Origin of the sequence: Pseudovibrio sp. JE062, assembly GCF_000156235.1 — a bacterium.
In the GTDB taxonomy this organism is placed as follows: Bacteria; Pseudomonadota; Alphaproteobacteria; order Rhizobiales; family Stappiaceae; genus Pseudovibrio.
In genome coordinates, this window is sequence record NZ_DS996815.1 from 58,201 (window position 1) to 71,610 (window position 13,410).

15 protein-coding genes are annotated in these 13,410 nt (G+C 51.6%); 9 read left to right on the forward strand and 6 right to left on the reverse strand.

What is annotated here, in order from left to right; translation table 11 throughout:
- Positions 1–34 precede the first annotated feature (34 nt).
- The 9 genes from PJE062_RS22800 to PJE062_RS22840 all read left to right on the forward strand — a co-directional run bounded on the left by PJE062_RS22800 (position 35) and on the right by PJE062_RS22840 (position 7,508).
- Positions 35–385: a MarR family transcriptional regulator gene (locus PJE062_RS22800; protein WP_037038072.1), complete on the forward strand. Its 351-nt coding sequence runs from the start codon at positions 35–37 to the stop codon at positions 383–385.
- Between the two features lie 63 nt (positions 386–448).
- Entirely contained in the window at positions 449–1,318 is an 870-nt protein-coding gene (locus PJE062_RS22805; RefSeq protein ID WP_008552318.1) for a C40 family peptidase, read from the forward strand.
- A 139-nt stretch (positions 1,319–1,457) separates the two neighbouring features.
- Positions 1,458–1,967, forward strand: coding sequence for a pilus assembly protein N-terminal domain-containing protein (locus tag PJE062_RS22810; protein WP_208982447.1), 510 nt, complete (start codon positions 1,458–1,460; stop codon positions 1,965–1,967).
- 17 nt (positions 1,968–1,984) lie between these two features.
- Positions 1,985–2,560 carry a TadE/TadG family type IV pilus assembly protein gene (locus PJE062_RS22815; protein WP_008552416.1) on the forward strand — a complete coding sequence of 192 codons (576 nt, stop codon included), beginning with the start codon at positions 1,985–1,987 and terminating at the stop codon, positions 2,558–2,560.
- Positions 2,560–3,198 (forward strand): TadE/TadG family type IV pilus assembly protein, encoded by a 639-nt coding sequence (locus PJE062_RS25870; protein ID WP_008552306.1) that lies wholly within the window; start codon positions 2,560–2,562, stop codon positions 3,196–3,198. The genes PJE062_RS22815 and PJE062_RS25870 overlap by 1 nt, the downstream gene beginning before the upstream one ends.
- A 284-nt stretch (positions 3,199–3,482) precedes the next feature.
- Positions 3,483–4,904 (forward strand): bifunctional enoyl-CoA hydratase/phosphate acetyltransferase, encoded by a 1,422-nt coding sequence (locus PJE062_RS22825; protein ID WP_008552449.1) that lies wholly within the window; start codon positions 3,483–3,485, stop codon positions 4,902–4,904.
- Positions 4,905–4,928: 24 nt separating this feature from the next.
- The gene (locus tag PJE062_RS22830; protein ID WP_008552305.1) at positions 4,929–6,110 is read left to right on the forward strand and encodes an acetate/propionate family kinase; all 1,182 of its coding nucleotides are present in this window, start codon (positions 4,929–4,931) and stop codon (positions 6,108–6,110) included.
- 204 nt (positions 6,111–6,314) lie between these two features.
- Positions 6,315–6,785, forward strand: coding sequence for a dienelactone hydrolase family protein (locus PJE062_RS22835; protein ID WP_008552427.1), 471 nt, complete (start codon positions 6,315–6,317; stop codon positions 6,783–6,785).
- A 105-nt stretch (positions 6,786–6,890) separates the two neighbouring features.
- Positions 6,891–7,508 carry an HAD family phosphatase gene (locus PJE062_RS22840; protein ID WP_008552401.1) on the forward strand — a complete coding sequence of 206 codons (618 nt, stop codon included), beginning with the start codon at positions 6,891–6,893 and terminating at the stop codon, positions 7,506–7,508.
- A gap of 728 nt (positions 7,509–8,236) precedes the next feature.
- Here PJE062_RS22840 and PJE062_RS22845 read toward each other — a convergent pair.
- The 6 genes from PJE062_RS22845 to PJE062_RS26610 all read right to left on the reverse strand — a co-directional run.
- Positions 8,237–8,695, reverse strand: coding sequence for a DUF4265 domain-containing protein (locus PJE062_RS22845; protein WP_008552477.1), 459 nt, complete (start codon positions 8,693–8,695; stop codon positions 8,237–8,239).
- 201 nt (positions 8,696–8,896) lie between these two features.
- Positions 8,897–9,748, reverse strand: a complete 852-nt coding sequence (gene dapD / locus PJE062_RS22850) for a 2,3,4,5-tetrahydropyridine-2,6-dicarboxylate N-succinyltransferase (RefSeq protein WP_008552399.1) — start codon at positions 9,746–9,748, stop codon at positions 8,897–8,899.
- A 110-nt stretch (positions 9,749–9,858) separates the two neighbouring features.
- The gene (locus PJE062_RS22855; RefSeq protein WP_008552397.1) at positions 9,859–10,752 is read right to left on the reverse strand and encodes a LysR substrate-binding domain-containing protein; all 894 of its coding nucleotides are present in this window, start codon (positions 10,750–10,752) and stop codon (positions 9,859–9,861) included.
- Positions 10,753–10,943: 191 nt separating this feature from the next.
- On the reverse strand, positions 10,944–11,642 hold the full coding sequence (locus tag PJE062_RS22860; protein ID WP_008552314.1) for a pyrimidine 5'-nucleotidase: 699 nt from the start codon (positions 11,640–11,642) through the stop codon (positions 10,944–10,946).
- A gap of 114 nt (positions 11,643–11,756) precedes the next feature.
- Positions 11,757–12,644, reverse strand: coding sequence for an acetylglutamate kinase (gene argB, locus PJE062_RS22865; protein WP_037038074.1), 888 nt, complete (start codon positions 12,642–12,644; stop codon positions 11,757–11,759).
- A gap of 146 nt (positions 12,645–12,790) precedes the next feature.
- Positions 12,791–13,410, reverse strand: a 620-nt coding sequence (locus tag PJE062_RS26610) for an EAL domain-containing protein (RefSeq protein WP_198136899.1), incomplete at its 5' end; no start/stop codon positions are given.

Genomic DNA, 13,410 nt, shown 5'->3' on the forward strand with positions numbered 1-13,410 from the left:
TTTTAGCCTGCAATAGGGATTAGGACGAATAAATATGCCCGTAGAGATCCGCCCGTCGCAGGCGCTTAAGCTATGGCATGATGTAGTGTTGGAATTGGTACGCGCGGCAGATCAGGATTTGACTGCTCGTCAAATGTCTATTCTTTTAACTGTATATCTTGAGCCTCCACCCCACACCGTGCGCGGATTAGCGCAAAAACTTGGGGTAACAAAACCTGCCATCACGCGTGCTCTGGATACTCTGGGCGCAAACAAGCTGCTTTCCAGAAAGCGTGATGAAAATGATCGCCGCAACGTCGTCGTCACCCGCACTGTTGCTGGGGCGCTCTATCTGGAGCAACTGGGCGATCTTGTCTCTGAAAAAGCGCAGGATCTTCCACGATAATCGGGATGCATGTCCTCTGATAGTCAGGTATGACTACAGGACTCTGTTTGGAAGGGGCTCTTCATGACTGCTCAACTCGACCGCCGTTTACACCCGGTACGACCAGACCTCGCCTCAGCCGCCTATCGCGGTCAGGTGGACGCTGAGCGTTTTGTTGAAGGGACTGAGTTCTCAGTTGCAGCAGATAAGGTTGAACTGCGCGCAAGACCAGAGCTTACTTGTGGGATCGATACTGAAGTGAACTTTGGCGAAACCTTCCAGGTTTTCGAGAGCACATCAGATGGTTGGTCCTGGGGCCAGCTTGCGACTGATGGATACGTTGGTTGGCTGCCAACCAGCGCACTTGGCACCATCGAAACTGCAACCCACAGAGTTGCTGCCCTGCGCACCTACAGATATCCGGAAGCTGAGATGAAACGCCCTGTTCTGGGGCAGATTTCGATGGGGGCTCTCCTACGCGTTGTTGGCCATGAAACGACACGGGGGCTGGAGTTCGCCAAACTGGCAGATGGCTCCTTCGTGGTGAACAAGCACTTGGTCAAGCGTGATCATAAGGCCGCTGATTGGGTGGAAGCCGCTGAAGCAATGCTGGGAACGCCTTACCTTTGGGGCGGACGCTCTTCGCTCGGGCTTGATTGCTCTGGTTTGATTCAGCTCTCCTTGCAAACCGGCGGTGTAAAAGCTCCCCGTGATGCAGACATGCAAGAAGCCATGCTCGGTGAACATCTGGATCTCTCCAACGGCCTACCCGCCTTGCAACGTGGAGACCTCATGTTCTGGAAAGGGCATGTCGGTGTTATGGCCAATCCCGAAACTCTGTTGCATGCCAATGGCTTCACCATGTCTGTCGCCTATGAGAACTTGCAGGCCGCTTTGAAACGCATCGGTGAGAACGAGTTTGGTGCACTGACTTCAGTAAAACGGTTGGCCTGAGGGCTGTTTACTCAGACTTAACCATAAAGCGCATTATCAGCATATCTGACCCGTCAAAACACGCAAATTAGGTTTTCGTTCACTAAAATTATCGCACAAATAACTTGTAAAATTTAACAGTTATTCGGTGGGGTTTGCCGTGTTTTGGAAGCTGCAAGAACAGGTCTCAGATCGTTTGCCTAAGATTGCCTCTGGTGCAATCTTGACTGCGATGATTGCGGGCATTTCCGCAACTTCAATCGCACCAGCCTATGCAGATGTGGAAGTGGTTGCTGATCAGGCGAAAGTCTTTCGTCTTGAGGAGCCAGCTGAAACCATCATCCTCGGCAACCCAAGCATTGCAGATGTCACAGTCCACGATCGCCTGACAATCGTCATCACCGGCAAATCATACGGCACCACCAACCTCGTTGTACTCAACGATGCCTCCGAGCCCGTTGTTGAAGAGCTGATCACCGTAACCGCCGAAATGGCCGGCTACGTCGCCATCCAACGCAACAACAGCCGCTTCACCTACTCCTGCAACCCCGACTGCCACGAAGTCCTGCGCTTGGGTGATAATAAGGGAAAGATCGAGGAAGTTGTCAGCACGATCAGTATGCGTAATGACTTGGCAGAAAACGGAATTGTTACAAGTAATACAGAATAGCAACTGGGCTATATATTATGTCCGAATGTAAGAAAGAGTATAGTTTTGTTTTGCAACGCCTGATCAAAAGTAAAATTTTGATTGGCAAATTTGCAAAAAATGCGCGTGGGGTTACCGCCGTTGAGTTCGCGATCATTGCGCCATTCCTGTTGGGAATGGTCATGGCTATTTTAGAGCTCGGCTTATCTTTCTTAGTAGAAGTCGTTTTGGACAACGCTGTCGCGGAAGCTTCGCGTCACATTAGGACTGGCCAGGTTTTTTATGATGCGGAATATGATCTGGGCAAGTTTAAGAAACATGTCTTGGATAACGGGGCAGGCCTTCTAAACGCTGTAGACGAGAAAATCTTCATCAGTGTGCAGCACCGCGACAACTTTGAGAAGCTTCCCAAACCAGAACCATTATTGGACAAAGACAATAATGTTGTTATGCAAGAAATATGGGATCCTGGTACGCGGAATGATGTGGTCTTGGTTCAGGTTGTATGTGCGTGGCCAATGGTAAGCGCGGTTATGCTGGATTATTTCGGAGTAACTGCAGGTGGTGAGAGGCTCTTGGTTGCAACTGAAATTTTCAGAAATGAGCCGTTCTAATGATATGCATTTTCAACAAGCTGCTACACGGAAGAAGGTATTTTTCGCGAGCCGAAAAGCGCAAAACTCAATGTCTTGTTGCGGATCAATCAGGACTTGCCGCTCTTGAGTTTGCGCTGATGCTGCCACTCGTTATGGTCTTGTTTCTTGGAATGGTTGAGATGGTCACTGCACTATCTCATGATCGAAGAGTAAGTAAGACAGCCTTTTCAGTTGCTGATCTCGTAGCGCGCTCTACAGATGTCTCCTCTAGTATGGGAGATATCGAAATCGCAATTGCTCACCAAATGAAACCCTTTGATGCTAATGGAGTTGGAGTAAGGGTCGGGATGGTGCGCATTGTAAAGGATACACCTGAGGTTATTTGGAGCTGGAGTAACCCATACAGTTCACCTTGGACAAAAGGGAATGAGCCTACTGGTATCCCATTTTCACAAGGAATGCTGGTAAATGGCCAAACCTATGTTGTTACTGAAGCCTCATTAGAGCACAGTTTAATCCTGGGTGACGCATTCGATAACATAGCGCAGTTGGTAACTTCCTCAGATAAGACACTTGCAGCTATCACGCTTCGCGATACTTTTATCCTTCATCCAAGAAAAGTTTCTTGCGTGGAATATAAGGACAGCTGCACTTAGTAAACTCTACGAGTAACTACGTAAGATTTAGCGCTGTAATCTAAAGATTGATGTGTCATAACTTCGCAGATCGCCAAAATCTGCTGTTTTGTGATCTTTACCGATAGATTTGTTAGCTCAAATGTTGAATAAGCCCCCCAAGCTTGGCGAAGAATTTAACGCACGTATCGCTGAACAGTCACAGAGCTGCGATAGTATGGCAGAGTCCTCCCCTCAAGAGCCCTATCGTAATTTCTCTTGAGCTCGGACAGGAGTGATACGTGGAAAATGAAAAGAGGCTATCAATGGCTACTAATCGGACCTATGACCAAATCCAGGTCGGTGATTCCGTCACTCGCTCCCGCATCTGTACAGCAAATGACCTATACGTATTTGCGCACGCGTCTGGCAACATCAATCCTCTGCACCTGCCAAATGCACAGTGGGAAGGCATTGAGAAGAAAGATGGCCCATCCGCACCGTTCATGTGGGGCGCTACTCTGATCTCAGCTGTCGTCGGCAACTACCTCCCAGGTCCAGGCTGCGTCTACCGTGATCAGACCCTGTCCTTCCACAACAAGGTGAAAGTGGATCAGGTTCTCGACGTTACCGTCACCGTTCTTGAAAAGCTGCCTAACAACATCATCCGTCTTGCAACAAGCGTGAAGGTTGATGATGGCACTCTGGTTGCTGAAGGTGAAGCTCAGGTAGAAGCACCAACAAAGTCCATCTCTTACGATGCAGAAGAGCTGCCAGGCCTGCTGATGAAGCGCCACCAGCACTTTGATCGTCTCGTTGCAACAGCGTCCCAGCTGCCAGCGATCCCGACTTCTGTTGTTTGCCCGGATGATGCAAATTCCCTCGGCGGTGCAGTCATGGCAGCTCAGGCTGGCTTGATCATTCCAATCCTCTGTGGTCCTGAAAAGCGTATTCAGGCAGCTGCTGACAAGATTGGCGCGGACATCTCCGGTTACGAGCTGATCGACACACCTGACGAAGGTTCCGCAGCTGCAAAAGCTGTTGCGCTGGTTCACGAAGGCCGCGTTCGCTCCGTCATGAAGGGTCACCTGCACACCGACGACCTGCTGCGCCACGTTGTGAAGCGCGAAGGTGGTCTGCGCACCAAGCGTCGCCTGTCCCACGCATTCGTCATGGACGTTCCAGGCCGTGAAACTCCACTGATCGTATCTGATGCTGCAATCAACATTGCGCCGGACCTGATGGCCAAAGTGGACATCACTCAGAACGCGATCGATGTTGCTCGTTCTATCGGCATTCAGCCTCCAAAGGTTGGTATCCTGTCTGCTCTGGAAACCGTTAACCCGGCGATCCCATCCACCATCGACGCAGCTGTGCTGTCCAAGATGGCTGACCGTGGTCAGATCAAAGGCGGTATCGTTGACGGCCCTCTGGCAATGGATAACGCGATTGACCTTGAAGCTGCTCGCACCAAAGGCATCGAGTCCGTTGTTGCAGGCCGCGCAGAAGTGCTGATCGTGCCAAACCTTGAAGCTGGCAACATGGTTGTGAAAGAGCTGACCTTCCTCGCACATGCGGAAACAGCTGGTCTCGTAACCGGTGCTCGCGTTCCGATCATCCTCACCAGCCGCGCAGACAATGATCGTGCGCGCCTCGTATCCTGTGCTCTGGCTTCCATGTACGATTACTACCTGCGTACTGGCGAAGCATTCAACGGTGAGCAGGATCTGGCAGAAGCTGCAGAGTAATTCGGGATAGCTGAGAATATAATAATGACAATCGAAACAATTCTTGTTCTGAACGCTGGTTCTTCCTCCATCAAGTTCCAGCTGTTCAAAGGCGAGGAAAGTGTGCTTTCCGGCCAGATCGATGGTCTGGGTGCCTCTGCCTGGATTAAGGGCAAATCTGCTGAAGGCGTAACGATCATGGATCGTGCGCTTTCTGAAGAAGAAGCTCAGAACCACAACACCGCACTGCAGGTGATCCTTGCTCTGCTGAAAGAGTTTGATCCAAACCTTGAAGTGGACGCCATCGGCCACCGCGTAGTTCATGGTTCTTCCAAGTACTCTGCACCTGTGCTGGTAACGGAAGAAGTTGCTGCAGAACTGGAAACCTTCAACCCTCTCGCACCACTGCATAACCCGCATAACCTTGCTGGTATCGCTGGCGCGAAAGCGGCATTCCCGGGCAAGCCAAACGTTGCGTGTTTCGACACCGCGTTCCACCGCACCCAGGAGTTCAAGAACGAAGCCTACGCGATCCCAACCAAGTACTACGATGAAGGCATTCGTCGTTACGGCATGCACGGCCAGTCCTTCCACTACATCGCGGAAGAGCTGCACAACGTGGCACCAGAAGTAGCCAACGGCAAAGTCGTTGTAGCTCACCTCGGCAACGGTGCGTCCATGTGTGCGATCGAAAACGGTAAGTCCGTCACCACCACCATGGGCTTCACCCCGGTTGATGGCCTGGCAATGGGCACCCGTTCTGGTCTGATCGATCCGGGCGTCATCTTCTACCTGATTGAAAACAAAGGTATGTCCGCAAAAGAAGTTGCGAACCTGCTGAACAAGGAATCCGGTATGAAGGGCCTCTCCGGCATCTCGCAGGACATGCGCGATCTGGAAAACTCCGACAGCCCGGACGCGAAACGCGCGCTCGACTACTACGACAACCGCATCAAGCGTGAGCTTGGCGCACTGGTCGCAGTCATGGGCGGTCTGGATGCGATCGTCTTCACCGGTGGTATTGGTGAAAACTCATCCCAGACACGCGCAGGCGTTTGTAAGGGTCTTGAGTTCCTCGGCGTAGAAATCGATGAGGAAGCAAACAAGGCTCGTGCGAAGGAAGCAATCACAATTTCTAAAGCCTCTTCCAAGGTTAAGGTCATGGCGATCCCAACCAACGAAGAAGCAATGATTGCACGCCAGACTCGCGCAATCTGCGAGGCATAATCGACCCAAAAGTGGTGTTGATCACAGCGTTTTAGCCGCCCTTTTCTTATACGAAAAGGGCGGCTTCTTTTTTGCTTGCCTATACGTACAAGAGCAGACGGGATAGTTGCCCAATCATGTTTACAGTGGTTGAATTATCAAATTAAGTTATATATTGAGGCGTGCATCTCAATTATACATAACTTCAAATACTCTGGCATTCCTATGATCATTGCTGCAACCACATTGGCACTTCCGGCATCTCTGCAAGCCGCTGAGTTGCGTCTGGTGGAATACCATCAACGAAACCTGGCGTATATTATCGTTCCCAAGACAGATAAGAAACTTCAGGCGCTCGTGCTCTTTCATGATTGGGGTGGGTTGACCGAAGAGGCGATCCTTCAAGCCGCGAAAATCGCAGAAGAAGGCTACGCAGTGTTCCTGCCGGACCTGTTTGGTGGCAAGGCCCCAAAGACCAGAGAAGAAGCCCAGCCGCTTGTTGAGCAGATCCTGAAGACGGATCACAAGCAAGAGCTGATGGCGAACGTTCACTCAGGTCTTCAGCTGTTGGAAAACGTTGAGGAGGTGGAGCCGGTTGAGGTATCCATTTGTGGCTTCGGCATGGGCGAGCAAGTTGCCAGTTACATCTCAAAAAGTGATATGAATTCGGCAGTGCCACTTCTGGCTGAGGCATAAGCTCTTCGCCTTACAACTGCCATTTTGTAGTCCCACGCATTGCATCCTCACGTCTGAACCAATACTACAAGACCCAGATATATATTGCTTCGAGAGGAGGGGCACATGTCCTCACCAGTTACTGCTGTCGTGTTTGATATCGGCAATGTTCTGATCGCTTGGGATCCAGAGAACCTTTACAAGGACCTCATTCCGGATGCTTCAGAGCGCGAACATTTTCTGAATGAAGTTTGCCCTTACGACTGGAATCTGGAGCAGGACAGAGGTCGCCCTTGGAGCGAAGCCATTGATGAGCGTCTGGCAAAGTTCCCGCAGTATGAAGAGTGGATCAAAGCCTACTACGAGCGTTGGGAAGAAATGCTCGATGGCGCGATCGAAGCTAACGTTGCGCTTCTGAGCGAGCTGAAGGAAAAGGGCGTCTCTCTATATGCCATCACAAACTTCTCCAGCGAGAAGTTCGAGGACGCAAAGCGCCTGTTCCCATTCCTGGCTGACAGCTTCATCGATACCGTAATCTCTGGTGATGAGCAGCTTCTGAAGCCTGATGCGGCGATCTACAACGTGCTTCTGGAAAGAAACCAGCTCGAAGCCTCCAACCTTGTCTTCATCGACGACACACTCAAAAACGTTGAGGCAGCTCAGAACGTCGGCATGAAAGCGCTCCACTTCTCCGAAGCAGACAAACTCCGCTCCGAACTGAAGCAGCTGGGATTGCCGCTATAACATCAATGGTGTCATCCCGGGCGAAGCGTAGCGGAGATCCGGGATCCAGAGCGTCTCGCTTAAACATCAGCGAATGTTGCGCTAGATCCCGCATCCTATGCGGGATGACGGCGGTGGACTCAGTCAAAACGCAACTGAACTTCACCTAAAAACTTATCCCCCTTCCCAAAATCCGCCCTATCCTATCTCTCGTGCCCACGCATTCGGGCAGGAGTGGACCGTCCATTCCGTGGCGTGGGCAGGGTTGGGCTACCGGCATGAGGTAACGTATCGTGTTGGGAGGTCCGGTGAAGCGCCATACCCTATTGAGACCACAGTGGTAGTAGGGAGCTTGGGGTCGTTCCGGAGGGCGTCCGGTGGTGACAGGAAACTGTCAAAGGCATGGAAGCGCATCTGTGATGCGCAAACGTGCCTGTCGCGTCTGTTCGAGAGGGAGCCCGCGTGTTCATGATAAAAGGCCCGGGCGAGGCGAACAGCTGATGCCGAAGAAACATTTCTAACAAGTAGCGCAGGCAGAGCCTGTTCGCCTTGCTCCACCCGTTGAAACGGGGTCCTCAAACACAAACACCGCACGGAGAGCCATGCGGTGATATTGGTGTTTCTAATCAGCTCAAGCGTATCTCTGAAAAGTGGACACCGGTTTTCAGATCAAGATACGCAAGAAAAAAAGCTAAAGCAGATCAAGCACTTCAGCTTAAACGTGAACTGCTTTAGCGCTGAGCGAGGATTTAGATCTGGTGGCCGCAGTGGCCTTCTTCAAACGCCCAGATGCCCAAGCCTTCACCTTCCTCCAAAATAGCGTAGGCAACGTGGATATCCACGCTGGCAGGAATGTCTACGCTAAAGAGTGGTGGGTCCGCATCAATGTCCTCGCAGGTGCAACCCAGCTTTTCAAGCTTGGCCCACTGCTTGGAGAACTCGTCTGGCTGTGTCGTCTCTTCCACCATGATGCGGTAGGTGGAGTGACCGGAAGCCTTGGCCACCTTGTCAAAGACCAGCTGCCCTTTTTCACGATTTGCCAGCAGCTCATCACCATTGGCCACGCCGCAAGCAAAGAACGGAGTGTTCTCCAGCTTATAGCGATTGCCACCGAGCGAGCGTACCCACACAGTTTCACTTTCAATGCCGTGCCAGTCATGCGGATCCAGCGGGAAAACCAGTTTGTGCAGATTGCTGTTCTTATTCATGGGGCCTCACAAAATCTAAGCGCAATATACTCATGCGTTCAGGCGAAGCAACCGACATCTTGAGGGAATGTGTTCATAGCGTAACCGGGCTGCAATTTAGGTTAAGCCCAGCTGCAGAACAGAGGAAATTTGAAGGAAGTAGCCAAGAAAAAAGCCGGAGCGTTTGCCCCGGCTTTGATCGATCAAAACTGATCAGAATTCTTAGTCGCGCAGCAGATCGTTCACTGAAGTTTTCGCACGGGTCTGTGCATCAACGCGCTTCACGATAACCGCACAGCCCAGGTTTGGACCTGGAGTGCCATCTGGAAGCGGCTTGCCTGGCATGGAACCCGGAACAACAACAGAGTACGCAGGAACTTCACCGTAGAAGATTTCACCGGTGGTGCGGTCTACAATTTTGGTAGTCGCGGAGATGAACACGCCCATGGAGAGCACGGCACCTTCACGAACGATAACGCCTTCAACAACCTCAGAACGAGCACCGATGAAGCAGTTGTCTTCAATGATAACCGGGCCAGCCTGAAGCGGCTCAAGAACACCACCGATGCCAACGCCGCCGGAAAGGTGAACGTTTTTACCGATCTGCGCACAGGAACCAACAGTCACCCATGTATCAACCATTGTGCCTTCATCAACAAACGCACCAAGGTTTACGAAGGAAGGCATCAGAACAGCGGACTTGCCGACGAATGCAGAGCGACGAACGATGGAACCAGGAACAGCACGGAAACCAGCTTCTTCAAAGTCGATAGCACCCCAGCCATCAAACTTGGAAGGAACTTTATCCCACCAAGGAGCGTCGTCTGGACCACCTTTGATGATCTGCATTGGGTTGAGGCGGAAAGAGAGCAGAACTGCTTTCTTGGCCCACTGATTGACCACCCAGTCGCCAGAGGTTTTATCCGCAACGCGCAGCTTGCCGTGATCCATAAGGTTCAGTGCGGTGTTAACTGCATCACGCACGTCACCAGTGGTGTCAGTGCTGATGTTATCACGGTCATCAAATGCAGCGTTGATGGTGGCCTCTAGGGCCGCAAGATCAATCTGGCTCATTGGCGGCAGACTCTCACAATTAATGGGTTACGAATTAGAGCTACCGAGGGGTACGCAAGCACCAACCAGAAGTCAATACTCTCAGACTTCCGGTTGTCTCATCTATCGATTTAGGTTGTTTCAGGTGCCTTGAATGGCTGCTGGGATTGTTCCATGAGCCATTTATGGAAAGAAGCAACCGGACGGGTCAGCGGACGGTTCGCATTTCGCACAAACCAGTAGCCGCTTTCCAGCGACAGGCGAGGCCAGTCAGGAACAACAAGATGGCCTGCAGCCACTTCCTGTTCAACAAAGCGGGTGTCGATTGCAATCGCGCCCATACCAGCAACAGCCGCCTGAATAGCCATATTCCGGCTTTCAAACATCGCACCGGATGTCTGGTCAGGATGCGGCAGGCCAGTACCATTGAGCCAGCGAGGCCAGTCTTCACGTCTGGAGGAGGTGTGCAGCAGCTTCAGCTTGTCCAGCAGCTTGATGTCCGGGTTTGGATCACCGTTACTCAACTGAGGAGCAAACGCAACAACCAGATCTTCTTGCCACAGCTGATGCCGCTCAACATGCGGCCAGGCCCCATCCCCCAGCCGGATTGCGCAATCATAGGACTCTCGATCAAGGTCCACGACGCGCATACTGGTCGAGATCAGCAGCTCAATATCCGGATGTTTCTCCTGAAAGTCCGGCAGGCGCGGAATAAGCCAGCGCGTCGCAACTGTAGAAAGGGTAGAAATGCGCAGTTCTGTACGACTTCTGCGGCGGAAAGCCTCCACCGCATGCTCAATCTGGTCAAAGGAATTGCCGAGATTGGAAGACAGGCGCTGGCCTTCTTCAGTCAGCGCAAGGCCGCGGCCATCACGAATAACCAGTGCGGCGCCAAGCTCGTTCTCCAATGATCGGAGCAGGTGCGTCAGGGCTGATGGTGTTACGCCAAGATCCTCTGCGGCACGAGCTGCTCGGCCGTGTTTAGCCAGCAGTGAAAATGCATGTAGCGCGCGCAGTGAAACCATGACGAATGCCCTTCCTTATGAGTTCTTGAATTAATCTCAATAAAGGGAAAAAAGGCATTCGTCTAGCCAGTCGTGATATTTTTTCTGTTTGCGCCTTATTATGCGCAAAAATTGCAATTTTTGGTCAAAACTGCCCTTACTGGAGTTTAAGATGCAAATCGGAAGCACTATCGTGTTTAGAGGTATTTAGCCTAATTCTTGAGTTCCCCTAGGATATTGTGCAGGAACCCATCCAGATGGTCCGTCACAAAGTCCACATGCGGCTCAGAGCCACTGGAAAGCTCCCAATCTTCGCGGAAAACCTCGCGTGTTCCGTCAGGTACAACAAGCACAGTGCGCATGCCGAGGGAGTTCGGAACCACCAGATTGCGGGAAAGATCCTCAAACATGGCTGCTTTCTTAGGAAGAATGCCATTCTTTACCAAGAAGCGCTGGTAAGTCTCTTCCGCAGGCTTCGGGATCAGATCCGCTTCCATAATGCCGAAGATGTCTTCGAAATGGTGCGTAATGCCCAGTCGGTTCGCCACAGACTCCGCATGCTTCCGCGTCCCGTTGGTCAGGATGTAGCACTTGCCCGGTAACTGGTTGATTGCATCAGCAAGCGTCGGGTTTGGTTGCAGTACAGAATGATCGATGTCGTGAACATACTCAAGAAACTCATCAGGCTCGATGTTGTGCTCCAGCATCAAGCCGCGAAGGGTGGTTCCATATTCTTTGTAATAGGAAATCTGCAGCTCTCTGGCCTGCTCAGCCGGTTTACCAGTGAGCTTTTGAACAAACTCAGACATCCTCTGATCGATCTGATCGAACAGATTTGAGTGGTGAGGGTAGAGAGTGTTGTCCAGATCAAAAATCCAGCTTTCAACGCTGGCAAATGGGGAATTGGTCATGCTTATCCGTTCAGCTATCAGCAATGCCGATAAGTGTTGTTTGATACCAAGCAAAACAGGAAAGAATAAGGATAGCAAGAGAGGCGACCATTATTCGCCTCTCTGAAGCTGCCATTAAGGTACGATAAGGGTACCTGCACCGTGGTCGGTGAAGAGTTCCAGAAGGACAGCGTGAGCGACTTTACCGTCAACAATCACCACGCCTTCTACGCCCTGATCAAGGGCTTCAAGGCAGGTCTCAACTTTCGGGATCATACCGCCAGAGATGGTGCCGTCTTCAATCAAAGCACGAGCACCAGCACGGGTCAGCTGCTTGATCAGCTTGCCGTCTTTATCCAGAACGCCCGGCACATCGGTAAGGAACAACAAGCGTTTGGCGTTCAAGGAACCCGCAATCGCACCAGCAAAGGTGTCAGCGTTGATGTTGTAGGTCGCACCATCACGCCCCGGAGCTACAGGAGCAACAACAGGAATGAGATCACGCTCAAGGATCAGCTCAAGCACTTTGGCATTCACCGCCTCAGGCTCGCCAACGAAACCAAGATCAAGAATTTCTTCAATCTTGGAATCTGGATCACGATGTTTGCGGTGCAGCTTACGGGCAGTGACCATGTCGCCATCCTTGCCGCAAAGACCGATAGCGCGGCCACCTTCACGGTTGATGTCCGCAACAATGCCTTTGTTGATGGAGCCTGCCAGAACCATCTCAACCACTTCAACGGTTGCCTGGTCAGTGACACGCAGGCCGCCTTTGAACTCGCTCTTGATGTTCAGCCGATCCAGCATGGAGCCGATCTGAGGTCCGCCACCATGAACAACAACAGGATGCACACCAGACTGACGCAGCAGAGTAATGTCTCGGGCAAAAGCGCGGGAAAGGGAGTCATCTCCCATAGCATTACCGCCGTACTTTACAACAACACGTCGGTCATCATAGCGCTGCATATAAGGAAGAGCTTGGGCAATGACGTGCGCACGATTACTGGATTCCGAGAAACTCATAGCGATTTGTACACCTGGAGAAAACAATGGATTGATACGCAAATCACACGGACTGCGTGTGAAGTATATAACCGCATTATGATCACGTCACAAATGTTCAGTCATCCCCGCCTGCGTGGATTTACTCAAGTAAAAGAGGAAATTGTCTAATGCCTCTCACGCAGATAATCCGCAAAACCAGCTTCTCCGGCAGGTGCAGAGAATAAGTAGCCCTGTGCATTTGTGCAGCCGCTGCTTTCCAAGAGCTTCATTTGCTCTTCGGTTTCAACACCCTCGGCAGTCACTTCCATATCGAGCAGATGAGCAAGCTCGATGAGGTGAGCACAGGCGGTGCTGTGAACGGCGGAGTTCGGCACGCCAGACATAAAGCTACGGTCGATCTTGATCCGGTCAACCGGACAATCCAGCAGATGCTTCATGGAGGCAAAGCCGGTGCCGAAGTCATCAAACGCAACAGAGATACCCAGCTCCTGCAGCTGACGCAAGTTCTCAATGGCATGCGGTGCACGGTCCAGATCAATCCGTTCTGTCACTTCAAGCTCTAAGAAATGCCCGGGAGTGCCAGTGTCCTGTAAAATCTTTTGAATGCGGGAGACAATGTACTGATCAACAAACATCCTGCCGCAAATGTTCACGGAGATCTTGAAGTTCGGATCAACTAAATTGCTCCACCCGCTGCGCGCCTTACACGCTTCACGGATCACCCAATAGCCCACGTCCTTGCCAAGGCAGCTCCGGCACAATGTAGTGATGAAACGGGAAGGGG

Coding starts and splice junctions, on each gene's coding strand:
- dapD (WP_008552399.1), bottom strand. CDS start 9,748: ATGAGCCAGATTGATCTTGCGGCCCTAGAGGCCACCATCAACGCTGCA.
- PJE062_RS22825 (WP_008552449.1), top strand. CDS start 3,483: ATGGCTACTAATCGGACCTATGACCAAATCCAGGTCGGTGATTCCGTC.
- PJE062_RS22830 (WP_008552305.1), top strand. CDS start 4,929: ATGACAATCGAAACAATTCTTGTTCTGAACGCTGGTTCTTCCTCCATC.
- PJE062_RS22815 (WP_008552416.1), top strand. CDS start 1,985: ATGTCCGAATGTAAGAAAGAGTATAGTTTTGTTTTGCAACGCCTGATC.
- PJE062_RS25870 (WP_008552306.1), top strand. CDS start 2,560: ATGATATGCATTTTCAACAAGCTGCTACACGGAAGAAGGTATTTTTCG.
- PJE062_RS22855 (WP_008552397.1), bottom strand. CDS start 10,752: ATGGTTTCACTGCGCGCGCTACATGCATTTTCACTGCTGGCTAAACAC.
- argB (WP_037038074.1), bottom strand. CDS start 12,644: ATGAGTTTCTCGGAATCCAGTAATCGTGCGCACGTCATTGCCCAAGCT.
- PJE062_RS22840 (WP_008552401.1), top strand. CDS start 6,891: ATGTCCTCACCAGTTACTGCTGTCGTGTTTGATATCGGCAATGTTCTG.
- PJE062_RS22835 (WP_008552427.1), top strand. CDS start 6,315: ATGATCATTGCTGCAACCACATTGGCACTTCCGGCATCTCTGCAAGCC.
- PJE062_RS22845 (WP_008552477.1), bottom strand. CDS start 8,695: ATGAATAAGAACAGCAATCTGCACAAACTGGTTTTCCCGCTGGATCCG.
- PJE062_RS22860 (WP_008552314.1), bottom strand. CDS start 11,642: ATGACCAATTCCCCATTTGCCAGCGTTGAAAGCTGGATTTTTGATCTG.
- PJE062_RS22805 (WP_008552318.1), top strand. CDS start 449: ATGACTGCTCAACTCGACCGCCGTTTACACCCGGTACGACCAGACCTC.
- PJE062_RS22800 (WP_037038072.1), top strand. CDS start 35: ATGCCCGTAGAGATCCGCCCGTCGCAGGCGCTTAAGCTATGGCATGAT.